This is a genomic window from Nocardia sp. NPDC102475, assembly GCF_055584605.1.
The window spans coordinates 314,668-341,076 of the sequence record NZ_JBVJLS010000004.1 but is presented as its reverse complement, the minus strand read 5'-3'; the positions used below and the strand labels follow the sequence as shown (position 1 = coordinate 341,076).

General features: G+C 66.9%; 14 protein-coding genes. 4 read left to right on the top strand and 10 right to left on the bottom strand.

Features of this window, described 5'->3' with window-relative positions; all coding sequences use genetic code 11:
* Nucleotides 1-8 precede the first annotated feature (8 nt).
* From ACZ60G_RS09750 to ACZ60G_RS09720, 7 genes are all read right to left on the bottom strand, one after another.
* Nucleotides 9-13,655, bottom strand: coding sequence for a non-ribosomal peptide synthetase (locus ACZ60G_RS09750; protein WP_465808866.1), 13,647 nt, complete (start codon nt 13,653-13,655; stop codon nt 9-11).
* 387 nt (nt 13,656-14,042) lie between these two features.
* Complete coding sequence (gene lnt / locus ACZ60G_RS09745; protein WP_465808864.1) at nt 14,043-15,737, bottom strand: apolipoprotein N-acyltransferase; 1,695 nt, start codon at nt 15,735-15,737, stop codon at nt 14,043-14,045.
* Nucleotides 15,727-17,319, bottom strand: coding sequence for an amidohydrolase (locus ACZ60G_RS09740; RefSeq protein WP_465808863.1), 1,593 nt, complete (start codon nt 17,317-17,319; stop codon nt 15,727-15,729). Before ACZ60G_RS09740 ends, lnt begins: the two co-directional genes overlap by 11 nt.
* 81 nt (nt 17,320-17,400) lie before the next feature.
* Entirely contained in the window at nt 17,401-17,634 is a 234-nt protein-coding gene (locus tag ACZ60G_RS09735) for a ribbon-helix-helix protein, CopG family (protein WP_040691383.1), read from the bottom strand.
* A gap of 119 nt (nt 17,635-17,753) precedes the next feature.
* Complete coding sequence (locus tag ACZ60G_RS09730) at nt 17,754-18,230, bottom strand: FxsA family protein (RefSeq protein ID WP_063042253.1); 477 nt, start codon at nt 18,228-18,230, stop codon at nt 17,754-17,756.
* Nucleotides 18,231-18,312: 82 nt separating this feature from the next.
* The gene (locus tag ACZ60G_RS09725; RefSeq protein WP_465808860.1) at nt 18,313-18,972 is read right to left on the bottom strand and encodes a response regulator; all 660 of its coding nucleotides are present in this window, start codon (nt 18,970-18,972) and stop codon (nt 18,313-18,315) included.
* 70 nt (nt 18,973-19,042) lie between these two features.
* Nucleotides 19,043-20,221 (bottom strand): sensor histidine kinase, encoded by a 1,179-nt coding sequence (locus tag ACZ60G_RS09720; protein WP_465808858.1) that lies wholly within the window; start codon nt 20,219-20,221, stop codon nt 19,043-19,045.
* A 55-nt stretch (nt 20,222-20,276) separates the two neighbouring features.
* Here ACZ60G_RS09720 and ACZ60G_RS09715 point away from each other — a divergent pair, with 55 nt between their 5' ends.
* The gene (locus ACZ60G_RS09715; RefSeq protein WP_465808856.1) at nt 20,277-21,044 is read left to right on the top strand and encodes a TSUP family transporter; all 768 of its coding nucleotides are present in this window, start codon (nt 20,277-20,279) and stop codon (nt 21,042-21,044) included.
* 5 nt (nt 21,045-21,049) lie between these two features.
* Here the strand turns inward: ACZ60G_RS09715 and ACZ60G_RS09710 are convergent, their stop codons facing one another.
* Together ACZ60G_RS09710 and ACZ60G_RS09705 are read right to left on the bottom strand one after the other, a co-directional pair.
* On the bottom strand, nt 21,050-21,703 hold the full coding sequence (locus ACZ60G_RS09710) for a TetR/AcrR family transcriptional regulator (protein ID WP_465808855.1): 654 nt from the start codon (nt 21,701-21,703) through the stop codon (nt 21,050-21,052).
* Nucleotides 21,704-21,779: 76 nt separating this feature from the next.
* Nucleotides 21,780-22,103, bottom strand: coding sequence for an ArsR/SmtB family transcription factor (locus ACZ60G_RS09705; protein ID WP_465809175.1), 324 nt, complete (start codon nt 22,101-22,103; stop codon nt 21,780-21,782).
* Nucleotides 22,104-22,190: 87 nt separating this feature from the next.
* On the opposite strand from ACZ60G_RS09705, the gene ACZ60G_RS09700 reads away from it, so the two are divergent.
* From ACZ60G_RS09700 to ACZ60G_RS09690, 3 genes are all read left to right on the top strand, one after another.
* Entirely contained in the window at nt 22,191-22,958 is a 768-nt protein-coding gene (locus ACZ60G_RS09700; protein ID WP_465808853.1) for a glucose 1-dehydrogenase, read from the top strand.
* A gap of 111 nt (nt 22,959-23,069) precedes the next feature.
* Nucleotides 23,070-24,599, top strand: coding sequence for a TldD/PmbA family protein (locus ACZ60G_RS09695; protein ID WP_465808851.1), 1,530 nt, complete (start codon nt 23,070-23,072; stop codon nt 24,597-24,599).
* A gap of 8 nt (nt 24,600-24,607) precedes the next feature.
* A complete protein-coding gene (locus ACZ60G_RS09690) occupies nt 24,608-25,999 on the top strand; it encodes a metallopeptidase TldD-related protein (protein ID WP_465809173.1) in 1,392 nt (463 codons plus the stop codon).
* On the opposite strand, the gene ACZ60G_RS09685 is transcribed toward ACZ60G_RS09690, so the two are convergent.
* Complete coding sequence (locus ACZ60G_RS09685) at nt 26,000-26,383, bottom strand: PPOX class F420-dependent oxidoreductase (RefSeq protein WP_465808849.1); 384 nt, start codon at nt 26,381-26,383, stop codon at nt 26,000-26,002.
* Nucleotides 26,384-26,409: the final 26 nt, after the last annotated feature.

The window sequence follows — 26,409 nt, the reverse complement described above, 5'->3', positions numbered from 1 at the left end:
ACGCTCTCTCACGACCGTGCCTCCTGCCCCGGTGCGCCTTCCAGGTGCTCGTTGACCACCGGACCGATGACGGCGAGTGATTCCGGTGTCGTCATGGCCGAGTGTTTACACGGCAGGTCGTGGTTGTGAATGGTGCCGGTGACGAAGGGCGCCCACGCCGCGGCGCAGCGGGTCGGGTCGGTGTGGTTGATCTCGTCGTCGGCCGCGGTGAAGAAGAGCAGATCACCGTCGAAGCTCCTGGGGCGGAAGCCGTGGGCCAGGACAGTGCCATTGGTGTAGCCCGCGTAGAGGCGCTCCAGGTGTTCGATGGTCAGGGCGGCGAACGGGCCGGGACGCGAGCTCAGCAGTTCGGCGGCATCGCGCAGGGTCATGCGCGGGTCGAGTTCGACGTCATCGGCGTCAGTGCCGAATTCGCCGATGATCTCGGCCACCGTGGGGATCGCATGCTCGAGCCATTCGTCGGTGAGCTGGTAGCTGTCCATCATCGACAGCAGCGCGACCTGCTCGCCCGCCTCCTGCAACTGAACCGCCACCTCGTGCGCGATCAGGCCGCCCAGCGACCAGCCGAGCAGGTGGTAGGGCCCTTCGGGCTGGATCGACCTGATATGCGCCACATAGTTTTCCGCGGCCTCGCCCATCGAATCGAACCCGTCCTCGCCCGCGACGTGCGGTGCCTGCAATCCGTACACCGGGCGGTCCGCAGCCAGATGCGCGAGCAGGCCCGAGTAGCACCAGGACAGTCCGATCGCGGGATGGATGCAGAACAGCGGGGCCCGGCTCGCGGCGGTGCGGGCCCGGATCGGCAGTACCGGTTCCAGTGTCGCGGCGATGGCCGCGCCGGGGTGACCAACTCCGTCCAGCCGGGCCGCGATGGCGGCCGGGGTGGAGTCGCCGAACATCAGCTGCACCGGGAGATCGACCCCGTTGGCGCGCAGCTCTGCCACGACCTTCGTGGCCAGCAGCGAATTGCCACCGAGTTCGAAAAATCCGTCGTCGACACCCACCGCTTCGACACCGAGCACCGTCGCGAAGGCGGCGCACAGCTGCACCTCGGTCGGGGTGGTCGGCGCCCGATAGCCTTCGCTCGCGCTGAACACCGGTTCCGGCAGCGCCTCTCGGTCGAGCTTGCCGACCGGACTGAGCGGAACCTCATCGATCAGCATGATCGCTTGGGGCACCATGTAATTCGGCACCCGCGCCGCGAGATGTTCGGTGAGCTCGGCCGCGTTCAGCGTAATTCCATCGCACGGCTTCACATAGGACACCAATGCGGTCGCACCGGCGGGGGTCCGATAACCGATGGTCGTCGAGAACTCGACCGCCTCGTGCCGCGCGAGTGCGGCGTCGATCTCGCCGAGTTCGATGCGGAAGCCGCGGATCTTCACCTGATGGTCGGTGCGGCCGAGGTATTCGATTTCGCGGGCCGAGTCGGAGCTGCGCCCGAACCAGCGCACGAGATCGCCGGTGCGATACATCCTTTCACCCGGCTTGCCGTAAGGATTCGCGATGAACCGCTGCGCCGTCAGCCCCGGACGGTTGAGATAGCCCCGTGCCAGCGCACTACCCGCCAGATACAGTTCACCGGTCACCCCGACCGGCGCGGGATGCAACCGTCCGTCGAGGATGGTGGCGTTGACGCCGCGGATCGGCCCGCCGATCGTGATCGGCTCGCCCGGTGCCATGGGCTGGGAGATCACCGTGACGATGGTGGTCTCGGTCGGCCCGTATGCGTTGTACAGATTGCGGCCGGGCGCCCAGCGTGTGACCAGCTCCGGCGGCAGTGCCTCACCGCCCACCAGCACATGCGCCAGTTCGGTGACACCGGTCGGATCGACCGTGCCGAGTGCGGAAGTGGTGATGAACGCGTGCGTGATTCCCTCGTCGCTGAACACCTTGCCCAGTTCGGCGCCGCCGACCACACCCGATGGCGTGATCACCAGCGTCGCCGCACCACCGAGTGCGAGCAGCAGGTCGAGCATGGCGGCGTCGAAGCTCGGCGTCGCGAAATGCAGGACCCGGCTACCGGGGTGCACCTCGAACCGCTGTGCGGTCTCCGCGGCGAAGTTCGACAGGCCGCCGTGGGTGACCACGACACCCTTCGGCGTGCCGGTCGAGCCGGAGGTGTAGATGACGTACGCCGGATTGTCCACCCGCAGCAAGCTGGTCCGCTCGCCCGTCCTGATCGGCGCGTCGGACGTATCCAGCACCTGCCCACGGAATTCGGAATCGTCGAGCACGATCCACTCTGCATCGCCCGGCATCTGGTCGCGGTGCTCGGCCAGCGTGATGCCCAGTGCCGCACCGGAATCGGTGAGCATATGGGAGATCCGCTGCGCCGGATACAACGGGTCGACCGGCACGAATGCCGCACCCGCCTTGGCCACCGCGAGCATCGTCGCGACCGATTCGACCGAGCGCGGAATCCCCAGCGCCACCAGTGTTTCCGGGCCGACCCCACGTTCGATGAGCACCCGCGCCAGCCGGTTCGTCCACCGGTCGAGCGCGTCGTAGCTCACCTGCGTATCGCCCGAGCGCAGCGCGATGGCCTTGCGATCGATATTCGCCGCGTTCTCGAACACCTCGGGGAAGGTGGCCGGCCGGTCCGCCTCCGCCCCGCGCACCGGAGCCAACCCGGACCATTCGGCGGGATCGAGCAGTTCCAGATCGCCCACGGCGGTGGTCGGATTCGCTGCGACACCGGTGAGCAGCCGGACCAGCCGCCTGCCGAGCCGCCGTGCGGTCTCCTCGTCGAACAGATCGCTCGCGTAGTTGACCGACAGGTTGATGCCGCCGGGTTCCCTTGTGCCGGTGTGTGATTCGGTCAGCGTGAACTGCAGATCGAACTTCGCGATACCGGTGTCGACATCCTCCGACTCGATGCGCAGCCCGGGCAGATCCAACACCCGCACCGGGTGGTTCTGCACCGAGAGCATCACCTGGAACATCGGGTTATGGGCCTGCGAGCGGGCCGGATTCAGTACCTCGACAAGCCGCTCGAACGGCAGGTCCGCATGCGCGAAGGCATCCAGATCGATATCGCGCACGGCGTGCAGCAGGTCGGTGAACCTGGCGTTCGGATCGATCCGGGTGCGCAGCACCAACGTGTTGACGAACATGCCGACCATCCGATCCAGCTCGGGGTGGCCGCCGCGGCCGGCGATCGGCGTACCGACGGTGATGTCGTCGGTCGCGGTCATCCGGTGCAGCAGTACCGCGAGGGCGGCGTGCAGCAACATGAACATACTGACGTTATTGCCGGTGGCAATCGTCCGCAGTTCCCGATGGGTCAAAGCGTCGATCGGGCATTCGATGATGCCGCCGCGATAGGTCGGCGCGGGCGGCCGCGGCCGGTCCGTAGGCAGGTTCAGCAGCTCCGGAATTCCGTCCAGGGTGTGCCGCCAGTAGTCGAGCTGGCGGTGCACCACCGAATTGGGATCGTCCTCGGTGCCGAGCGTGTCCTGTTGCCAGAGCGTGTAATCCGCGTACTGGATCTCCGCTTCCGGCCAGTCCGGCGTCTTCTCCTCGCATGCGGCCGCGTAGGCGGCGGCCACATCGGCGGCCAGCGGTGCCAGCGACCATCCGTCCATCGCAATGTGGTGCACGACGAGCACCAGAACGTGCTCGGTCGACTCCCCCGGTGTCGTTTCGATGGATCCGTCCGGGTCGATCGTGATGAGCGCGGCACGTATCGGCACGGTCGACGCGAGATCGAATCCCGGAGTCGCGAAATCCTGTACGGCACCGGGTATTTCCGCGAGCGGTATCGTCGCGGCGAACAGCGCGACGGCCGCGTCGGCCGGGTCGAGAATCTGCTGGGTGGGTACCCCACCGATCTCCGGGAACACCGTCCGCAGCGTCTCGTGCCGCTGCTGCACCGCGTGCAGTGCCCGCACCAGCGCATCGACATTCAGCTCGCCGCGCAACCGCAGCACCACGGGGATGTTGTAGGCCCCGGTGGCATGACCCGCGCTGTTGCCGATCTGGTTGAATCGGTTCAGGAACCACAGTCGATACTGGGCCGCCGACAACGGAATCCGCTCCGGCCGATCGCGGCGCACCAACTCCGGCCGGGCGTCGGCACCGGATCCGGAATCGAGCAGCGTCGCGAGTTCGGCGACCGTCGGCATGGTGAAGACGGTGCGCACCTCGAGCCGGGTATTGGTCGCCGCGGCCAGCCGGGCCACGAGTTGGGTTGCCAGCAGCGAATTTCCGCCGATCTCGAAGAAGCTGTCCTCGGCGCTCACGCCCTCGACACCGACCAACTCACCCATCACCTCGGCGACCAGCCGCTCGGCGACGGTCGCGGGTGCGCGCTGCGCCGTGCGCACCGTCAGCTGCGGTTCCGGCAGTGCCGCGACGTCCAACTTGCCGGTCGGGGTCAGCGGAATCCCGTCCAGCACCGTGATACTCACCGGAACCATATGTGCGGGAAGCTGTTCGGCGACACTGGCGCGCACCGCGTCGACGTCCGGTGCGGTGTCGTCGACGGGCTGGATGAACGAGACGATCCGATCCGCACCCGCGATATGGCGCACCTCGGTGTGGGCGAACCGCACGTGTTCATGTGCGGCGAGCACATTGGTGATCTCGTTGAGTTCGATACGGAAGCCGCGCACCTTCACCTGATGGTCGCTGCGACCGAGGTAGACGATCTCGCCCGCGGCATTCCAGCGCACCACGTCACCGCTGCGGTACATCCGCGACCCCGGCGGTCCGAAGGGGTCGGCGACGAATCGCGTCGCGGTGAGTTCGAACCGGTCGAGATACCCACGTGTGACACCGAATCCGCCGAGGTACAGGTCGCCAGGCACGCCGACCGGCACCGGACGCAGCCGCTCGTCGAGCACCAGCGCCCGCGCACCGCGCACCGGGGTGCCGATGGTGATCGGTTCGCCGATCGCCATCGGCTCGGAGATCGTGATGACGACGGTGGTTTCGGTCGGCCCGTATCCGTTGAACATCTGCCGTCCCGGGGCCCAGCGGGCCACCAACTCGGGACCGAAGGCCTCGCCACCCACCATCATCGAGCGCAGGCTCGGCAATGACCACCGTTCCCGATCAATGGTGGCCAGCGCGGCCGGGGTGATGAACGTGTGGGTGACGCGTTCGCGCTCGATCAGCGCGGCGAGTTCGTCGCCGCCGTAGATATCCGGCGGAACGATCACCATGGTCGCACCGGATCCGATCGCGAGCAGCAGATCGAAAATGGCGGCGTCGAAGCTCGGGGAGGAGAAGTGCAGCGTGTGTGAATCCTTGTCGATCCGCATCCGCTCGCGGACCTCGTCGCCGAAGTTCGACAGACCGCTGTGCGTGACGGCCACGCCCTTGGGTTTGCCGGTCGAGCCCGAGGTATAGATCACATAGGCCAGATCGGTGATCTCGACGGGACGATGGCGTTCGTAGTCGTCGATCATGCAGTCGTCGAATTCGTCCAGTTCCTCGATGAATTCGGGAGCATCGAGCAGCAGCCAGTCGGTGCCCGCGGTCGCGGGCAGCCGATCGGCGTGCTCGGCCAGCGTGACACCCACCGTGCACCCGGAGTCGACCAGCATGTGCCGCACGCGGTCGGCCGGATAGTTCGGATCCACCGGCACGAATGCGGCGCCGGACTTGGCGACCGCGAGCATGGTGATAACCGAGTCGACCGAGCGGGCCAGGCCGAGTGCCACCCGGTCGCCTGGGCCGAGCCCGCGCTCGATCAACGTGCGTGCCAGCCGATTCGAGCGCGCGTCGACCTCGGAGTAGGTGAGCGAGGTGCCGCCCGCGCGAATTGCCGTGCGCTGCGGATACATATGCGCGGTCGCGGTGAAATACGCGGCCAGTGTGCACTGCGGCGTAGTCGCGCCACCGGTGGCCGGGGTGAGCCGGCGTCGCTCGAATTCGGTACGCACATCGATATCTCGGACCAGCGCCTGCGGTGCGGCGGTAATCGCCGCCAACACCGCCAAGAAGCGGTCGGCCAGCGTCTTGACGGTCGAGGCATCGAAAAGTTCTGCGGCGTAGACGAATTCGAAGCTACGCTGGGACGCGCCCGGTCCGGCGTCACGGGCGCCGGCCTCGACCCGCAGCTCCAACTCGAATTTCGCCAGCGCGATATCCAGTTCCTCGGCACGCAGCGCGAGGTCGGGCAGTTCGAGTGCGGGAACCGGCCCGTCCTGCACCGTCAGCGCCACCTGGAACAGCGGATGGCGACTGCTGCCGCGCGTATCACGCCCCAATTCCTTGACGATGCGCTCGAACGGAATATCCGCATGCGCCATGGCAGCCAGCTCATTGTCCCGATCCACGCGCAGCAGCGTCGCGAACGTAATATCCGGGTCGACGTCCGAGCGCAGCACCAGCGTGTTGACGAACATGCCGACCAGCTCGTCGAGCTTGGTATCGGTGCGCCCCGCGACCGGCGTGCCGATCACGATATCCCGACCGCCGGTAATGAACCGCAGCATGACCGCGAGGGCCGAGCGCAGCACCATGAACATGCTGACGCCCTGTTCGCGCGCGAGTTCGGCAAGTGCCCGCTGCACCGGCTCGGGCACGCTGAAGCGCACCGAACCCGCCTCCTGCGTCGGCGCGGGCGGCCGCAGCCGATCGTAGGGCAGCGGCAATTCGTCGTGCAGATCCGCCAGTGCGGTGCGCCAGTACGCGAGTTGCTCGCCCGCGAGGCTGTCCGGATCGGCCTCGTCACCGAGGTAGGCGCGCTGCCACAACCCGAAATCGGCGTACTGCACCGGAAGCGGTGCCCAATCGGGTGCGACACCCTCGCGCCTTGCCACGTAGGCAGCGGCCAGATCCCGGGTCAGCGGGCCGAGCGACCATCCGTCGGCAGCGATGTGGTGCACCACGATGCCGAGCAGATGACGCCGAGAGTCGGTGCGCAGCAAGGCAATCCGCAGTGGGATGTCCTTGGTGAGATCGAATCCGGTGCGGGCCATGGCACGCAGTGTCTGCTCGGCGGCGCCCTCGTCGGTCGCCACCGGCTCGACCACCGGCATGGCCTTGGCCGTCGGCAGCACCGACTGCCGGGCGCCGAGACTGTCCTCGGGGAACACCGTGCGCAGCACCTCGTGCCGCTCGACCAGATCGGTCAGCGCCGCCCGCAGTGCCGCCGCATCCAGATCGCCGTCGATCCGAATGACGAATGCGATGTTGTAGGCGCTCGATTCGGGTGAGAATCGATTAAGGAACCACAGTCGCTGCTGGGGCAGCGACAATGGAATGCGTCCCGGACGTGGGGTATGCACAGCCAGCGCCACCCGTTGCGTCCGGGGCGCTTCCGTTATCCGTTCCGCGACACCGGCCACCGTCGGCGCCTCGAAGATCAGCCGCACCGGCAGGTCGACGCCGAATTCCGCGTGCAGTGCGGCGGCGAGGCGAGTGGCGAGCAGCGAGTTGCCACCCACCTCGAAGAAGCTGTCCTCCGCGCCCGTCATCGGATGGCCGAGGACTTCACCGAACGCGGCGGCGACGCGCTGCTCCAGCATCGTGCTCGGCGCACGCGAGGTACCCGCGGCCGCGAAAACTGGTGCGGGCAGGGCCTTTCGGTCCAGCTTGCCGGCCTGGGTGACCGGCATCTCGTCGAGTACGGCAATCGAGGCAGGCACCATGTAGCCGGGCAGCCGCTGACGCGCGGTCTCGGCGATTGCGGCGGCCTCGATCGGTTCGTCCGCGGTCACATAGGCGACCAGGCGGGACTGGCCGTGTTCGTCGGTGTGCACGACGGTGAGCGCGGCGCGCACGCCCGGATGGGCGCGCAGCACATGGTCGATTTCGCGCAGTTCGATGCGGAAGCCGCGGATCTTGATCTGGTCGTCGGCCCGGCCGAGGAAGCGCAGCTGTCCGGTCGGATCCGAGACCACGAGATCGCCGGTGCGGTACATCCTTTCACCGCGCCTACCGTGTGGGTTGGCCGGGAAGCCCTGTGCGGTGAGGCCATATCGGCCCAGGTAGCCGCGAGCCAGCCCCGGGCCGGACAGATAGAGCTCGCCCGGGGTGCCCGGTGGCACCGGATGCAGCCGACCGTCCAGCACGAACAGTCGCATACCGCGCACCGGCATGCCGAGCGGCACCGGGCGACCCGCCTGCATCGGACCGCTGGCGGTGGCGGCGACGGTCGCCTCGGAAGGCCCGTACATATTGTGGATGCGGTGCCTGGCCGACCACCGTTCGACCAGTTCCTCCGAGCACGCCTCACCGCCGACGATGACGGCCTCGAGCTCGTCGAGCCCGTCCTCAGGCACGGTGGCCAGCGCGGCCGGGGTGATGAAGGCATGGGTGATCCGCTCCGTGCGCAGCAGATCGGCGAGTTCCGTACCGCCATACATGCCCGCGGGTGCGACGACGATGGTGGCGCCTGCCGCGAACCCGAGCAGGATCTCCAGCACCGACGCGTCGAAGCTGGGCGAGGAGAAGTGCAGCGTGCGTGCCGAATCCGTGACACCGAACAGATACATCTGCTCCTGTGCCAGCGATGCGATACCGGCGTGGGTGACGACGACCGCCTTGGGTTTTCCGGTGGAACCCGAGGTGTAGATCAGGTAGGCCGGATACGCGGTGCGCATCGGATAGTGACGGTCCGCATCGGTGACGGGATCAGTTGAGTAGCAGGCGGATTCGGTGGCGAGTTCATCCGAGCCGAGTACCAGCCAATCGACATAGTGCTTGCGGTGCTTACCGCCTGCGGCGGGCCAGGCGGGCATGGTGGCCAGGGATTCCGGCACGGTCAGCCCGAGCATGGCACCGGAATCGGCGATCATATGCCCGATCCGCTCGGCCGGGTAGCTCGGATCGATCGGCACATATGCCGCACCGGTTTTCGCCACGGCCCAGATGGCCGCGATGGAATCGAGGCTGCGCGGCAAGGCGATCGCCACTACGACCTCGGGTCCGGCGCCGTGTTCGATCAGCGTGCGCGCCAGGCGGTTCGACATCTCGTCGAGTTCGCGGTAGCTGGTGTCGACGCCCTCGTAGCGCACGGCGGTCGCATCCGGCAGCCGCTCGGCGATGTCGGTGAACAGCTGCGCCAGGGTGATCGCGGGCTCGCCCGGAGCACCGGCGATCGGCGCGAGCTTCGCGGCCTCGCGCCGGTCCAGGATCTCCAGATCACCGACCGGTCGATTCGGCTCGGCGACGACGGCACTGAGCACGGCGATGAACCGGCGGGCGAACGATTCGACCGTGCGCTTGTCGAAAACATCGGTGGCATAGCCGAATTCGGCATGCAGCGGGCCGTCGGCGATACCGTCGTGCAGTTCCAGCTGCAGATCGAATTTGGCGATATCGGCGGCGATCGGCAGCACCTGCGCCTGTACACCGGGCAGGTCGATGCTCAGATCCGGTGCGCGGTCATAGGACAGCATCACCTGGAACAGCGGATGCCTGGCGGCGGAGCGCTCCGGGTTGACGAGTTCGACCAGCCGCTCGAACGGCACATCCGCATTGGCGAAGGCGTTGAGATCGGTTTCGCGGACCACATCGAGCATCTGGTCGAATCCGGCGGCCGGATCGACCTCGGTCCGCAAAACCAGCGTGTTGACGAACATGCCGACCAGATCGTCGAGCGCCGGATCCGAGCGGCCCGCGATCGGGGTGCCGATGGCGATATCGGTGCTCGTGCACAGCCGCGCGAGCAGCGTGGCCAGTACGGCGTGCAGCACCATGAACATGCTGACACCCCGGCTGGCCGCGAGTTCGCCTGCGGCGCGGCGGATCTCGGGTGCGATGGTGAACTCGACCCGCCCGCCGTCGGTCGAGCGCCGCAGCGGGCGCGGGCGATCCAGCGGCAGGTCGAGCTGATCCGGCAGACCGGTGAGGGCCGCGCGCCAGTAGGCGAGCTGACGGCTCAGCGCACTCGCCGGATCGGCTTCGTCGCCGAGCAGTTCGCGCTGCCACAGGGAGAAATCGGCATACTGCACCGGCAGCGGAGTCCACTGCGGAGCGATGCCCTTCGCACGCATGGCCACCGCGGCCATCAGGTCCCTGGCCAGCGGTGCGATCGACCAACCGTCGCCGCAGATGTGGTGCAGCACGATGAGGAATACATGCCGATCTGGTCCGGTGGTCCACAGGGCCACCCGGATCGGGGCCTGACTGCGCAGATCGAAGCCGTATCCGGCGAACTCCTCGGCCAGTTCCTGCACATCGGCGCCGGTCGCATCGATCGGGTCCAGGGTGAGCGGGATATCGGTGGCCGGATGCACGAGTTGGTACGGACCTTCCGGTGCATCCGGGAAGGTGGTGCGCAGGGATTCGTGCCGTTCGATCACATCGACGAGTCCGGCACGCAGCCCCACGAGATCGATGGGTCCATCGATCTCGACGGCAAGCGGCATGTTGTAGGCGGCGGCATGTTCGGCGAAGCGATTGAGGATCCACAGCCGCTGCTGCGCCAGCGACAGCGGAATCCGTTGCGGCCGTTCGGCCGGTACCAGCTTCGGGGAGGACGCGTCCGGGTTGTGGGCGGCGAAGCGCTCGATCAACGCGGCGATGGTCGAGGCCTCGAACAGGTCGCGGATAGTCAGCCCGGTACCGAGGGCGGCATTGATCCGCGCGACCGCGCGGGCGGCGATCAGCGAATTGCCGCCGAGATCGAAAAAGCCGTCCTCGACACCGATTCCGTCGATACCGAGAACTTCAGCGAAGACACCGGCGAGGACCCGCTCCACCTCGGTGCGGGGCTCGGCGGTGAGATGGCCGGACGGGCGGGCGGCAGTCGGTTCAGGCAGCGCCTTGCGGTCGATCTTGCCGTTTGCGCTCAGCGGTAGTTCGGCGAGCACCATCAGCACCGAAGGCACCATGTAGCTTGGCAGCGTGCGACGCAAGGCATTCAGCAGCGCGGTGCTGTCCAAGTCGTCGGAAAAGGCCTGGGTGGCAACGATATAGGCCACGAGTTCGTCGCCGGTGCGGCCGCGATGGGCGACGCAGACCGCGCGGGCGACCCGTTCGTCGGCCAGCAGCGCCGCCTCGATCTCACCGAGTTCGATGCGCAGACCGCGGATCTTCACCTGGAAGTCGCTGCGACCCAGGTATTCGAGGACACCCCGACTTGAATCGCCTTGGTGGCCACCGAGGTCCGGCTCGCCCTGCCAGCGGGCCAGATCGCCGGTGCGATACATCCGGGCGCCTGGGGTGAACGGGTTGGCCACGAAACGATCAGCGGTCAACCGAGATTGGCCGAGGTAACCGCGTGCCAGTTGGACGCCCGCGAGATACAGCTCGCCGACAACCCCCGGCGGCACCGGCCGCAGGCGTGCGTCCAGGACGTAGGTCTGGGTGTTCCACACCGGCGAGCCGATCGGCACGGTATCCGGGTCGGCCGGGCACGGCCAGTACGTGACATCGACGGCAGCCTCGGTCGGCCCGTACAGATTGTGCAGTTCCGGCCCGTGCAGAGCGGCATGGAAATCACGGACGGTGGCCGCGGGCAACGCTTCACCGCTGCAGAACACCCTGCGCAGCGTGGTGCAGCCGCGCACATCGGTATCGGTGACGAACACCGAAAGCATGGACGGCACGAAATGGGCTACGGTGATCGACTTTTCGGCGATCGTCCGGGCCAGGTAGCCGGGATCGCGATGTCCGTCGGGCGTCGCGACGACGAGTCGCGCGCCGATCTGCAAGGGCCAGAAGAATTCCCAGACCGAGACGTCGAAGGTGTCCGGGGTCTTCTGCAGCACCGCGTCGGTGCCGTCCAGCGGATATTCGTGCTGCATCCAGCGCAGCCGGTTGACGATCGCTGCGTGAGTTACGCCGACGCCCTTGGGTTTTCCGGTCGATCCCGAGGTGAAGATCACATACGCGAGATGATCGGCACGCAGTGGGGCGAGACGGTCGGTGTCGGCGACCGGACGGGCTGCGAAATCCGTGAGGTCGACGGTATCGATCGCGACCGTGTCCGCGCCCGCCGGCAGCGCGAGTTCGTCTCGGGCCGTGGTCAATACACAGACCGGATCGGCCTGTTCGAGGATCTGTTCGATCCGCTCGACCGGATGATCAGAATCCAGCGGCAGGTACGCCGCCCCCGCCTTGATGATCGCGTAGATGCCCACGACGAGTTCGAGGCTGCGCCGCAGGTACAGGCCGACAACCTGCTCAGGCCCCGCACCACGCGCGATGAGCAGGCGGGCCAACCGGTTGGCACGCTCGTCGAGCTCGCGGTAAGTCAGTGTCTCGTCACCGAATTCGAGCGCGACCGCGTCCGGGCAGATCATCGCGCGATCGGCGAACAGGCCCGACAGGGTCCCCTGCTGCGGCGCGGTCTCGGTGGCGTTCCAGGTGTGCAGCACGCGCTCGCGCTCGTCATCGGTGACGGCGATCAGACTCTCCGCGTGCGTATCGGGATCGGCGGCGAGGAACCGGGTCAGGAAGTCCAGGAACCGGCCGTGGTGCGCCGTGACCTCGGACTCCGCGTAGAGCCGCGGATTGGCCTCGAAGTCGATATGGATGCGACCGCCCTCGCCGTTGTACAGATTGATGGACAGGTCCTCGACCGGGCCGGTGGCGAGCACATGCAGTGAGCCGAGCAGACTGCCGAACCTCAGCTCGTCGTGGAACAGCATGATGTTGACCATCGGGCCGAAGAACCCGCGCGCATCGCGGGAGTAGCCGCAATCGCGGCGGATGTCGTCGTGCCGGTAGCGCTGGTGTCGCAGCGCGCCGGTGATCTGCAATTCGGCGGCGCGCACGACATCGCGGACGGTGGTATCGGCATCGAAGCGCACCCGGATCGGCACCACATTCGAGACCACGCCGGCGGAGCGGCGCAGCGCGACCGTGGTCCGCGCCGACACCGGCAGGCTCAGCACCACGTCGGGATTGCCGGTCACCGAGCGCACGTAGGCAGCCAATGCTGCGACGAACATGGTCGAGCTGTGGGTCTCGAGTTCGGCCGTGGCCGCGGTCATGGCCGCCTCGGCGCGTTCGTCGAGGACCGCGCAAGCACGCCGCCGCCCCGCGTCGGGGGCGGCGGTGAGGCCGTTCACGTTGGACAGAGTCATCGGTCCACCCGCGCCCGCCAATTGCTCGAGCCAATAGTCGCGGTCGTTGCGGAACCTGCTGGAGTCGCGGTATGTGGATTCGTCCGCATAGATTTTGGCCAGCGGCGTGGCCCGGGATGCCTCGGGTTCGGTGCGGTTCTCCACCGCCGTATAGATCTCCGCGGTGCGGGTGAGTGCGTTCATCGCGCCGTAGCCGTCGATCACGATGTGATGGCCGCGCGCGTACCAGATGTAGTCGGATTCGCCGGTCCGTAACACTATGTTCGTGGTGAGTGGATCCCGCTCGAAGTCGATCGGCGAACTGGCGTGCTCATTCATCCAGCGCAGCGCGGCCGCGTGCGGATCAGGCTCGTCGCGCAGATCGATCCGGCCCCAGCCCGGGCGGCGGGCGTGGTCGATCACCTGATGCGGGACACCGTCGATCTCGATCAGACGCACATGTCCGACCTGCGTTTCGACACCGAAGCGTTCGATCGAGTACAGCAGGCGTCCGACGTCCAAGTCTCCGTGGATCTCGACATACTGCGCAATGGTCAGCGGGACATCCGGGCGGATACGTTGGGCGTACCAGAGGGCTGTTTGCGCTGGCGACAGAGCGAATGGTTGTGCCGAGAATTCACCGGAAGAGCATTGGTCGACGCGATCCGTGGCCAATGACTTCATCAATCACTCCTTCTGCCGCTGTTGATGCACAACTCCCCGAGCACCGCCACCGCAGGCGCGCACGCGCCAGCCGTAGGACGTGATCCACGCCCATAGATTCGGAGCATCGAATGCAACGGATGGCCAGCGTTGCGGATTTGTTTCACTTCGAACGATGTTGGCAGTAAGGCACTTTCGCAAGCTATCTTCCCGCAAACCCTCCAAATTTGCGGCTTGAGCGGCAAAAACACCGAAAAGAACGACCACTTACGCCAGCTCTGAATCCAAGCTGGCGAACTGCACGCTAATGCTCCGGGCAGACCGAAAGATGGTTTCGAAGCCCCGAAACATACCGATTGTTTGGTTAGGGAAAAGCCCTATTCATTGCGCTCAACCGATCTGGCGAGCTCAGCCGACCGGCTGGTTCATGGTGGCCTGGTCGTTCACATACCTACCGCGGGTCTTTCGCCGCCGGATAACCGCCACCACGACGGCAGCACCGGACAGGATAACCGAGAGCAGTTCCGCTTCGGCGCCGAATCGGGTCGCGAGTGTCGTGTCGCTCCGCAACGGCAGTTCGGCGACCAGCGCGGCGGGTACGAACTTGGGTGTCTGCTGCTGGACTGTGCCGTCCGCGGTGATGATGGCGCTGACACCGGAGGTGGCGGCGACCACGAGGGCGCGGCCGTGTTCGACGGCACGGACCCGGGACATGGCCAGCTGCTGATAGGTCATCTCGCTGTCGCCGAAGGTGGCGTTATTGGTGGGCACGGTCAGCAATTGCGCGCCCGCGTGCATGGAATCGCGGAAGGCGCGGTCGAAGGCGACCTCGTAGCAGGTCGCGACGCCTATATCGAACCCGCCGTAGCGACTGCTTCCAGGTCGCTCGAAAGGGTCGGCGCGGACGGTGCCGTCGCCGTGGCCCGGGACGAAGTATCCGGCGCGGTCGGCGTACTCGGAGAACAGGCGGAAGAAGCTGCGCATCGGCAGGTATTCACCGAACGGCTGGATGATCTTCTTGTCGTGCCGCTCGCCCGGACCGGCCGCACCGTTCCAGACGATGACCGAGTTCGTCGTCGTGCGATCGCCGTTCACCAGTACGGCGCCGACAAGTATCGGCGCGCCGCTCTGCTCGGACGCCTCGGTGATCTCCGCGGCCGCGTCGGCATTGCGCAGCGGGTCGATATCCGATGAGTTCTCCGGCCAGATCACCACGTCCGGCTTGCGCGCCTGCCCCTGCGCGACTGCTCGAGCCAATTCCTCGGTGCGCCGGACGTGGTTGTCGAGTACAGCGCGCCGCTGGGCATTGAAGTCCAGCCCGAGCCGCGGCACGCTGCCCTGGATGGCGGCGACCGTGATCGTCCGGTCCCCCTCCTCCGGGCCGGGCAGCGCGGTCCGGAGGATCGCTCCGGTGACCGGGATGGTAACCAAAGTCACCGCCGCGGCGACAATTCCGATGCGGGTCTTGGTGGTACGACCCGACTCGGCGGGCGACTGATCGTCCGTCGGCACGACCGTCACACGCGTCCACACGTACACCAGCACTGCCGCCGCCGCGGTTCCGGTGAGCGCCACCGCGAATCCGATGAGCGGCGCGCCCCCGACCATGGCCAGCGAGAGGTACCACCCGTCGGCCTGACCGAACGCCAAACGCCCCCACGGGAATCCGCCGAACGGAAAGCTCGATCGCAGCCACTCGGTGGCCGTCCACGTCAACGCCACCCACACCGGCCACCCCGGCAGCGAAAACAACAACCGCGCCGATAGCCCGAATAGTCCTATATATAAGGAACACACCGTCGACAACGCGAGCCACGGCACCGGCCCGACGTAGATCCCGGTCCACGGCAAAAGCGGCACGAAGAACGCCAGCCCCGCCAGGAACCCGTACCCGAACCCCCCACGCATCCGCGCGGCGCCGCGGATGGTCAGCGTCAGCACCACGATTCCGATAGGCGCAAGAAACCAGAACGGCCGCGGCGGAAAACTCCCGAAAATCAACAACCCCGACACCACCGCCGCGACCGACCGGCTCAGCACCGGATACCGACCGAGCGCGACCGCCACGCGGCGCAGGGCCACGCCGGGTGTTTCAGGCTTCATGGATGGTGACTCCGCGGTGGACGGTGCGCAGGCAGGTGGGCAGGGATGCGTCGGGGTCGAGCGGGGGTAGGCCGGGGACCCTGGAACGCGGATCAGTGGACCAGCGCTGGACGGTATCGGCGGCGGCTGCGACAACGAGGTCGGCGGCGTCCCAGATCGCGTAGGAGGCGGGAGCTCCCGGGACCAAGGTGCCCGCGACGCCGTCGCGGATGCCGCCCGCCCGCCAGGCCCCCCGGGTGGCAGCGGCAAAGGCGGCACGAGGTGAGAGACCATGGCCGGGGGTGCGGTGGTTGACCGCGGCGCGGACCGCCGACCAGGGATCGAGTGCGGTAACCGGCGCGTCCGAGCCGATGGCGAGGGCGATGCCCGCCGCGGCCATGGCCGCGAAGGGATTCAGGGCGCCGGCGCGTTCGGAGCCGAGGCGGGTGGCGTACATGCCGTCCGGTCCGCCCCAGGTCGCGTCGAAACCCGGTTGGACACTGGCGATTACGCCCCAGGCGGCCAGTTTCGCGATCTGATCGGCATCGATCATCTCCGCATGCTCGACGCGGTGCGCGCGGGATGCGACGGCCGGCCCGCCGAGTTCGCCGACCACCTGTCCGAATCCGGCGACGACAGCGTCCATCGCGGCATCACCGATGACGTGGAATCCGGCCTGAATGCCTGCCTCGGTGCAGGCGCGCACATGCGCGGCGATCGTATCAGCGTCGAGGTAGTCGAGACCGGTTCCGGCGTCATCGGCATAGGGCGCGCGCAACAGAGCGCTGTGCGAGCCGATGGAGCCGTCCACGAACAGATCGCCGCCGAGTGCGTGCACCCCGAGTTCGGCGATCAGCGCCCGCGCCTCGTCCGCGGTGCGCACCGCCGCACCCCAATAGGCCCGGACTTCCACACCGTGCTCGAAGTCGAGCAACTCACGAATATCGGTGCGCCCGGCGATCTCCGGTCCCCCGCATTCGTGCACCGCCACGACACCGTGCGCGGCCGCCGTATCCAGTGCGGCCTTGCGCGCCCGATCCCGTTGTGCGCGATCCAATCCCGAGAGAACCGCGGTGCGCACCAGATGGTGCGCGTCGGCGCGCAGAGGTGCGCCGCGCGTGAAACCCGAGGCGGCGGTGACTTCCGCGGTCAACAACCCCGACGACACCACCGCCGAATGCGCGTCCACCCTCGACAGATACACCTGCCGCCGCGGCTGCACTGCCGCGTCGAGTTCCTCGACCGTCGGCGGCCGACCTTCCGGCCATCCGGTCTCGTCCCAGCCGTCGCCGAGAATCGCGCCGTCGGGATGCGACACCGCGAACGCGCGCAGCAGTTCCAGGCAGTGTTCGAGTGAACGCGCCACCGACAGATCGAGGCCGGTCAGTTTCAAGCCCAGCGCCGTCACGTGCACGTGCGGATCGACGAATGCCGGTGCCACGAAAGCACCGTCGAGGTCGATGATCTCCGCATCCGGATGCAGCGCGCGCCCCGGTTGCTCGGCGCCCAGCCACACCACAGTGCCGTCGGTCACGGCCATTGCCGTCGCGTCGGGTGAACTCGAACTGTAGAAACGACCGCCGATCAGCAACTGGGTACTCACGAGAGACCAGTCTGCCGTATGGGTGTTTCAGTCCGTCGAGTCGGACAGCCGCCGCTCCGTAGCGACTGCTTGCAGGTCGCCCTAAATGGTCGGCGGCGAAACGTCCGCGGGTTGTGCGAGCACCGCCATGACCTCCGCGTATTTCGGCGGCGCGCCGCCGGGCGCGGCGCGCATACCCGCCTCCACCGCGATCAGTTCCAGCCGCAATGCCGCAGCCGTGAATCCGGAAATCGACTGTCCCGCAGCCGCCGCGGCCTGCCGCACCGCCGCTGCCAGCTCCTCACTCACCGTGACGGTGAGCTCTTCGGTCGCCATCCGGCCACCCTAGTCCTTTGATCCGGCTTACGAAATGGGCACCGGCATGGTTTAGGTAAGAGACCCGGAGTGAATCCGATCACCCGGCTGACCCTTTCGAGCAACCTGCAAAGCAGTCGCTACGGCAGAGCCGGGCGAGTCGAGGGGCGGGGGTCGTCGTACCACTCGCTGACAACCGCGCCGTCGACCACATCGTCACCGTCGATGATCACGCCGCGATACGGCATCGCGGCGGCCAGACGGCTGAAGCGGCGCGCGGCGAACGCGGCGACCAGCGGACGGACCAGGAAGCGGGTCGGCGGCAGCAGCAGGAGCAGCCCGAAGAACGAGGTGACCAGGCCCGGGATGAACATCAGGAACCCGCCCGTGGCGACGAGAGCGCCGTCCGCGACCGCAGTGCCCGGGTTGATCTCCCCGCGTCCGGCGCGCCGGAATTGTTCGAAGACGCGTCGGCCTTGGGAGCCGATGAGCAGCATGCCCGCGGCGGAACCGGCGATGAGCAGCAGGATGGTCGGCATCACACCGATGAGCTGGCCGACGCCGATCAGCGCGGCGATCTCGACGATGACGTAGAGCACGAACAGTACGGCGGGCATGGCGATCCTTTCGGACGATCTACCCGGTTCAACGTCGCACGGTCCGATTTTTCTCCCGATCCAGGCTGATAGCTCGCTGAGATCACCCGCCGGGTCGCACCAACCCGGTCTCGTAGGCCAGCACGACCGCTTGAACCCGGTCGCGCAGACCGAGTTTCGTCAGCACCCGCCCGACGTGCGTCTTGACGGTGGCCTCGGACAGGTACAACTGCTCGGCGATCTCGGCATTGGACCGCCCCGCCGCGATCTGCTCGAGCACCTCACGCTCACGCGCGGTCAGCACCTCGAGTACCGCCGGATCCCGCATGCCGCCCGGGTCGTCGGCGATGAGCCGGTCCAGCAGTCGCTTGGTCACCTTCGGCGATACGACCGCATCACCGCCCGCCACACTCCGGATCGCCGAGACCAGATCCTCGGGCGGCGTGTCCTTCAGGAGGAAACCGCTCGCACCGGCTCGCAGCGCTCCCAATGCGTGTTCGTCGAGGTCGAAGGTCGTCATCACCAGCACCTTGCAGCCGTCACCGGCCTCGACGATGCGCTGCGTGGCGGATACCCCGTCGACGACCGGCATCCGCACATCCATCAGCACCACATCGGGGCGCAACTCCTTGGCCCGGGATATCGCGACGGCACCGTTCTCGGCCTCGCCGATCACCTCGATGTCCGGGTGCGCACCGAGCACCATCTTCAACCCCATGCGCATGAGTTCCTGATCATCGACAACGAGAACGGTAATCGGCACGTCCCTAATCTATCGGCCGCGTCCAGCGTGTTTTCCGCACCGTGCGCGCGGTCTCGAAACGAGCCTGCGGCTAACCGTTTTCGTTGCCGCGCACCAGTGGGATGGTCGCATATACCCGCCAGGCGCCATCGGAGGTGCGGCCCGCTTCCAGCGTGCCGCTGAGTACGGCGATGCGTTCGCGCATGCCGACCAGGCCCATACCGCCACCGACGATCGGGCTCGCGGCCTGCTCCTGCACCGGAACTCCGCCGGTATCGGTGACTTCGATGACCACATCGGCTTCGCGGCGCTGCACCCGCACCCACGCCTTGGGATGCGAACCCGCGTGCCGGAGCGTGTTGGTCAGTGATTCGGCCACGATGCGGTGCATACCGAGACTCACCTCGGGGGCGATATCGTCCAGTTCACCGGTCATTTCGAGTTCCACCGCAAGTCCGGTATCGCGCATCATCTCGACCACCTTCGCCAGACCCGCGGTTCCGTGCTGCGGCAACTGATCCGGGGCGTGCTCGATGCGCAGCAGCGCCACGGTTCGGCGCAATTCCCGCAAGGCCTCGCGACCGGTGCTCGCGATCGTGGTCAACGCCCGCTCGGCCACGTCCGGATCGCGCCGCAGCGCGTACTTCGCCCCGTCGGCCTGCACGATGATCACGCTCACCGCGTGGGCGACGACGTCGTGTAGTTCGCGGGCGATGCGGGTGCGTTCGGCGGAGACGGCATCGTGCGCACGGCGTTCCCGGTCGTAGTCGGCGACCGCGAGCCGCGCCGCCACCTCTTGGTCGTAGGCGTGGCGCGCGCCGATGAATTCGGCCAGTGTCCAGCACAGCGCATAGAACATCGCGGTGAAGATCAGATCCGAACCGGCCGGCTTGTGCAGCAACAGAAATGAGCTGGTGCAGTCGGCGATAAGGCCGAGCGCGTACCACACTCCTTCCTTGCGACCGACATACGCGACGAGCGTGTACAGCATGATGCCGAGCCCGAACAGCGCGATATGGTCGGCCTTGTCCTCGGACGCGTAGCTCACCAGCGTCGAGGCGATCGAGAGTCCGAGCATCGCGGCCGCCATCGCCCGCGGATAGAGCCGCCGAAACGCGACAGGTACCGGCAACAGCACACCGATTCCCAGGTATGCCAGCTTGCTGTCGGAATTGCCGACCCCGAGAATCTCGAGCAGCAGCAGGGCGGCGGCCAGCATCGAATCCGAGATGAGGGGCTTGCCGCGAAGCCACAGACTGAACCGGCGCACGAATATCAGCCTAGGTGCGGGCGGGCCCGATCCAACCATCTGGTTGGCTGGCCGGGTGGATTTTGCAGACTGGGCGGCCTTGTTAACAGCCGCGACCGGCGCGGGCTGGGTGGATGCGGTGGTCGGCGGCGGCGGATTGATCATCCTGCCGACACTGTTCCTCGTCGCACCGGGCATCACGCCACAAACCGCACTCGGCACCAACAAGCTCGCCGCGGTCGCGGGCACCAGCGCATCGGTCATAACGTTCGCGCGCAAAGTTCCCATACAGTGGCGCACGCTGCTGCCCGCGGCGGCGATCGCCGCGGTCACCGCGGCGACCGGCGCGGCGGCAGTGTCGCTCATCGATCGCGACCTGTTCATCCCGATCGTGATGGTCGTGCTGGTCGGCGTCGCCGTCTTCGTCACGCTGCGCCCGTCGATCGGCATCACCCTGGCCACGCACCCGCCGACCCGGCGCAAGTTCGTGCTCGTGATCGCCCTGGCTGCCGGATTGATCGGCTTCTACGACGGCCTGCTCGGCCCCGGCACAGGCACCTTCCTGATCATTACCTTCGCCACCCTGCTCGGCACCGAATTCGTGCGTGCGGCCGCGATGGCGAAGGTGATCAACTGCGGATCCAATTTCGGTGCGCTGATCTACTTCGGTGTCACCGGCCACATCATGTTCGCGCTTGGCGCGGCGATGGCGGTCGGCAATGTGGCGGGCGCGATCATCGGCTCGCACATGGCATTACGCAAGGGCGCGGAGTTCGTGCGCGTCGTACTGCTGGTCGTCGTCATCGGCATGGTGATCCGTTTGGGCTGGCAGCAATTCGGCTGAAGCGATCAGTGCACGGGTCCGACATGCATCTTGGTATTCGAGGCGAGCCAGGGCTGCAGCACCCGTGAGGTCGTTTCGTGGATCTGGCGGTGCAGTCGCTCGCCGTCCACTCCTGCCACCGGACTCTGGAACAGCACCGTCAACGCACCGGAAACCGCGCCGACCACGGCACCGACCAAGGCGGCGGCGCCGACATCGTCCAATTCGGCGGGAAATGCCATATGCAACTGTCGCGCGATCTCGCGTTGCGCGACCAGTTGCGCATGCGCGGCCCGCCCGCTCACCGCGGGCACGGTGCGCGAAACCTGTGCGCGCAGTGCGGCAATGCGCGCACTCAGATCATCGACGAGGTGTTCACCGGGATTGTCGCCCGCCGCTCGCAAGGCCCGCAGCAGCACTTCCACGGGCCGCTCGCCGGGCCGGCGACTCGCGATGGCAGCCACCGCGGCGCGCACCCGCTCGTCCTGTTCTGGGAAGAGCAACTCTTCTTTGCTGGCAAAGTAGTTGAAGAAGGTCCGGGTGCCGACCTCGGCCGCGGCGGCGATATCGGCCACCGTGGTCTCCTCATAGCCTCTGTTCTCGAAAAGCTCGGCGGCTGCCTCGAGGAGGGCACGGCGGGTACGTTCTCGTTTGCGATCGCGGAGGGCGGATGGCGGCACGCGGGCACAGTACGGCATAACCCGACTTGGGCACGGTAACCACGACTTTCGCGCGCGCCATGCGGCCAAACCGTGATCAAATCCGGGTCGCGTGCGACTGCTCCCGGCGGGCCGCGTCGATTACCGAATCCAGCAGACCCGGGAAGCGCGCATCGAGATCGTCACGGCGCAACGACTGCAAGGTTTCCCGCCCCGACGGCCGCTGCCAGATGATCCCCGCATCGCGCAGCACCCGATAGTGGTGTGTCAGATTGGATTTGGGCACACCGTCCACGATCGAACCGCAGGTGTGCTCGGCCCCATCCGCGAGCACGCGAACGATTTGCAGGCGCAATGGATTTCCCAGTGCGGCGAACACATTCGCCAACTCGATCCGGTCCCGCTCGGGATGTGCCGTCATCACACCGACCAGGATAGCTCGATTGTTGACATACAGTCGAACTGTTCATATGTTCTTGAACTATCCAACTGTATGAGAGGTCGTGCCATGGCGAGCAATTCCCGATTCGACGACAAGATCGCGCTGATCACCGGCGGAACCAGCGGTATGGGGTTGGCCACCGCGCACAGGTTGCTCGACGAGGGCGGGCGGGTTGTTATCACCGGGCGTGACAAGCCCCGTATGGATGCCGCGGTCGAAGAGCTGAACGGTGGCGATCGCGTCCTCGGAATCCCCGGTGACGCAGCGAATCTCGCCGATCTGGACGCGTTGACGGCCGCGGTCCGCAACCGTTACGGACGCCTCGACATCGTTTTCGCCAATGCGGGCGTCGGCGCGTTCCAAGCGGTCGGCGATGTCACCGAGGCCGAGTTCTACCGGGTGGTCGATATCAACTTCAAGGCCGCGTTCTTCACCGTCCAGCAGACCCTCCCCCTGCTGGTCGATGGCGGCGTGATCGTGATCAACGCATCATTCGCACTGCATCGGGGTGGGCCCGGCGCGGCACTCTATTCGGCGACCAAGGCGGCGGTGCACAACCTCGCACGGACGCTGGCGGCCGAACTGGCACCCAGGCTAATCCGGGTCAATTCGGTGAGCCCGGGTTACACCGGGACGCCCGCGTTCTATGCCGAAGCGTCGCCGGAAGTACAGGCCGCCGCCGTCGGCACGGTGGCCGCGGGACGCATCGGCACCTCGGAGGATGTCGCCGCCGCTGTCGCCTTTCTCGCCTCTGACGAGGCGTCATACATCAACGGCCAGGACCTGCTCATCGACGGTGGTCTCGTCGCCGCGACCCCTGCGGCCATGGTCTAGAACTGCGCCGCTGGGCATTTCATGCGGCATTGCAGTCGATGCACGTCTGCAAGGTCTGCGTCAGCGCAGCGGGAGCGGCGCTCGCCGGCCCGACCGACTAAGTTTGATCAGGTGAGCATCGCGACTTCCAAAGATGTGGACGCCGAGTTCCTTGCGTTACCACTGCACGCGCTCGCCGACGCCGCACTGTCGGCGGCGCGAGCGGCGGGCGCGCAGCATGCCGATCTGCGGGTGCATCGGCTGGTCACCCAGTCGATCCGGCTGCGCGATGGCCGGGTCGAGGCGATCAGCAATGCCACCGATCTCGGCTTCGCCGTGCGCGTGATCGTCGACGGCACCTGGGGTTTCGCCTCGCATGCCGCGCTCACTCCCGAGACCGCGGCCGAGGTGGCGCGGCGGGCGGTCACGGTGGCGACGACCCTGCGCACGCTCAATCGTGAGCGCGTCGAACTCGCCGACGAGCCGCGATACGACAATGTGCACTGGGTTTCGGCCTACGACCTGGACCCGTTCACGGTGCCGACCGCCGACAAGGTCGCTGTGCTGCAGGACTATTCGGGCCGCCTGTCCGCCGCCGACGGCGTCGATCACGTCACCGCCTCGGTGCTGCAGGTCAAGGAACAGACCTTCTACGCCGACACCGCGGGCTCCGCGATCACTCAGCAGCGCGTGCGCCTGCACCCGCAACTGGAAGCGATCACCGTGGACGCGGCGGCGGGTGTCTTCGAGACCATGCGCACCCTCGCCGCACCGGCCGGACGTGGCTGGGAGTACGTCACCGGTGCGGACGGAATCTGGGACTGGAGTGAGGAACTCGCGCAGATCCCGGGATGGCTGGCCGAGAAGGTGAAGGCGCCCAGCGTCGACACGGGCCCCACCGACCTGGTGATCGACCCGACCAACCTGTGGCTGACCATCCACGAATCCATCGGCCACGCCACCGAATACGACCGCGCCATCGGCTACGAATCCGCCTATGCGGGCACCTCGTTCGCAACCCCGGACAAGCTCGGCACACTGCAGTACGGAACGCCGATCATGCACGTCACCGGTGACCGCACCGAGGTACACGGTCTGGCCTCGGTCGGCTATGACGACGAGGGCGTCGCCGGACAGCGCTGGGATCTGGTGCGCGACGGCGTTCTGGTCGGCTATCAACTCGACCGGGTGTTCGCCCCGCGCCTGGGGCTGGAACGCTCCAACGGCTGCTCCTATGCGGACTCACCGCACCATGTGCCGATCCAGCGCATGGCCAATGTCTCGCTGCACCCGGACCGCGAAAACGACACCAGTACCGCCGAACTCATCTCCCGGGTCGAGAACGGCATCTATATCGTCGGCGACAAGTCGTGGTCGATCGATATGCAGCGCTACAACTTCCAGTTCACCGGCCAGCGGTTCTTCCGCATTCGCGGCGGCAAGCTCGACGGCCAGCTGCGCGATGTCGCCTATCAGGCCACCACCACCGACTTCTGGGGTGCCATGGAGGCGGTCGGCGGACCGTCCACCTGGCGCCTCGGCGGCGCGTTCAACTGCGGTAAGGCGCAACCCGGCCAGGTCGCCGCGGTCAGCCACGGCTGCCCGTCGATCCTGGTGCGCGGCATCAGCATTCTCAACACCCGGACGGAGGCAGGTCAGTGATCGAGGTCATGATGCCCGCTGGTGCGGTCGTCGAGCGGGCGCTGGCGCTCTCGCATGCGGACGAGGCGATGGTCATCGTCACAGATGCGCACGAGGCGTCGCTGCGCTGGGCGGGCAACTCGATGACCACCAATGGCTCCTCGATTTCCCGGGACTGGGCGGTCATTTCGATCTTCCGCGACGGCCCGAACTCCGCGCGCGTCGGCAGCGTCAGCTCCACCAGCGTCGACCCGGCCGAGATCGAGCAGGTGGTCCGCGCCAGCGAGGCGGCGGCTCGCACCGCCGAACCGGCGAAGGATGCGATGCCGCTGCTGACCCCGGATTCGGATGGTCTGCCGGACTCCGGAGATGACTGGGCGTCCGCACCGGGCAGCACCGGAATCGAGGTCTTTACCGACCTCGCACGTGACTTGGCGGGCGGATTCGACGGCGCCGATCGGCTCTATGGTTTCGCCTATCACCAGATGCATACGACATGGCTCGGCACCTCCACCGGTATTCGCCGCCGCTTCGTGCAGCCCACCGGTTCGGTGGAGATCAACGGAAAGCGCGGCGAGGGTGCGGATCTCGCGAGCGCGTGGGTCGGTGTCGGCAGCGCGGACTTCACCGACGTCGACGTACCCGGACTGCTCACCGAATTGTCGCGGCGGCTGGATTGGTCCGAACACCGGGTCGAGCTGCCCGCAGGTCGCTACGAAACCCTGCTGCCGCCGTCGGCGGTCGCGGACCTGATGATCTACCTGGCCTGGTCGATGGAGGGCCGGGGCGCACACGAAGGGCACAGCGCCTTCGCAAAGGCGGGCGGCACTCGAATCGGTGAGCGGCTCAGCGACATTCCATTGACGCTCTACTCCGATCCGAGCGCGGGCGGACTCGAATATCGTCCGTTCGTGGTGACTTCGTCGTCCTCGGAATCGCTGTCGGTCTTCGACAACGGTCTTGCGGCCCGGCGCGTGGACTGGCTGCGCGATGGGGTCATCGAATCACTGGTCTACCCGCGTGCCACCGCCGCCGAATTCGACGCTCCCACCACGGTTCCCGGTGATAACCTGCTGTTGACCGGCGGCTCGGGCGCGAGTATCGACTCGATGATCGCGAATACCGAGCGTGGCCTACTGCTGACCACGCTCTGGTACATCCGCGAGGTCGATCCCGCGACCTTGCTGCTAACCGGTCTCACCCGCGACGGCGTCTACCTGGTCGAAAACGGCGAAGTCACTGCGGCGGTCAATAACTTCCGCTTCAACGAAAGCCCCATCGACCTGCTCCGCCGCACCACCGAAGCCGGCGCCACCGAGACCACCCTCCCCCGTGAATGGAAGGACTGGTTCACCCGAACCGCCATGCCGCCCTTGCGCATCCCGGACTTCCACATGTCCTCGGTGAGCCAGGCGACCTGACTATGCGGCCGGGGTGATCTCGAGGCCGATGGTGCCGGACTTGCCGCGGCGAATACTGCTCGCGGTGACCAGAATCGGGCCGAGGAGCCAGTACTTCTTCTTGATCAGCTTGCGCACCCGTTCGGTGTCGGCGGCATCGAGCACCCGGCCGGTGCCTTCGATGACATCACCGCGCGGCTTGCCCGACGGGTTGCACGGCTGGAGGGTGACGGCCGGATTTTTGCGCAGCCGCTTGACCTTCCAGCTGTTGGTTTCGGTCCACACATACAACTTGCCGTCGTCCTCGGCGGCCCATACGGCGGTGCCGACCGGTGTGCCGTCCTTGCGGAAGGTCGTCAGCAGCACGTAGTCGGCCTTGCCGACCGCACCCAGCGTGTTCGTCATGCGGGCAGCCTATCCGCCATCGGACC

Bases quoted from the DNA above. Each gene is read 5' to 3' on its own strand.
- ACZ60G_RS09750 (WP_465808866.1), bottom strand. From the start codon at position 13,655: ATGAAGTCATTGGCCACGGATCGCGTCGACCAATGCTCTTCCGGTGAA.
- lnt (WP_465808864.1), bottom strand. From the start codon at position 15,737: ATGAAGCCTGAAACACCCGGCGTGGCCCTGCGCCGCGTGGCGGTCGCG.
- ACZ60G_RS09735 (WP_040691383.1), bottom strand. From the start codon at position 17,634: ATGGCGACCGAAGAGCTCACCGTCACGGTGAGTGAGGAGCTGGCAGCG.
- ACZ60G_RS09730 (WP_063042253.1), bottom strand. From the start codon at position 18,230: ATGCCCGCCGTACTGTTCGTGCTCTACGTCATCGTCGAGATCGCCGCG.
- ACZ60G_RS09705 (WP_465809175.1), bottom strand. From the start codon at position 22,103: ATGACGGCACATCCCGAGCGGGACCGGATCGAGTTGGCGAATGTGTTC.
- ACZ60G_RS09700 (WP_465808853.1), top strand. From the start codon at position 22,191: ATGGCGAGCAATTCCCGATTCGACGACAAGATCGCGCTGATCACCGGC.
- ACZ60G_RS09690 (WP_465809173.1), top strand. From the start codon at position 24,608: ATGATGCCCGCTGGTGCGGTCGTCGAGCGGGCGCTGGCGCTCTCGCAT.
- ACZ60G_RS09685 (WP_465808849.1), bottom strand. From the start codon at position 26,383: ATGACGAACACGCTGGGTGCGGTCGGCAAGGCCGACTACGTGCTGCTG.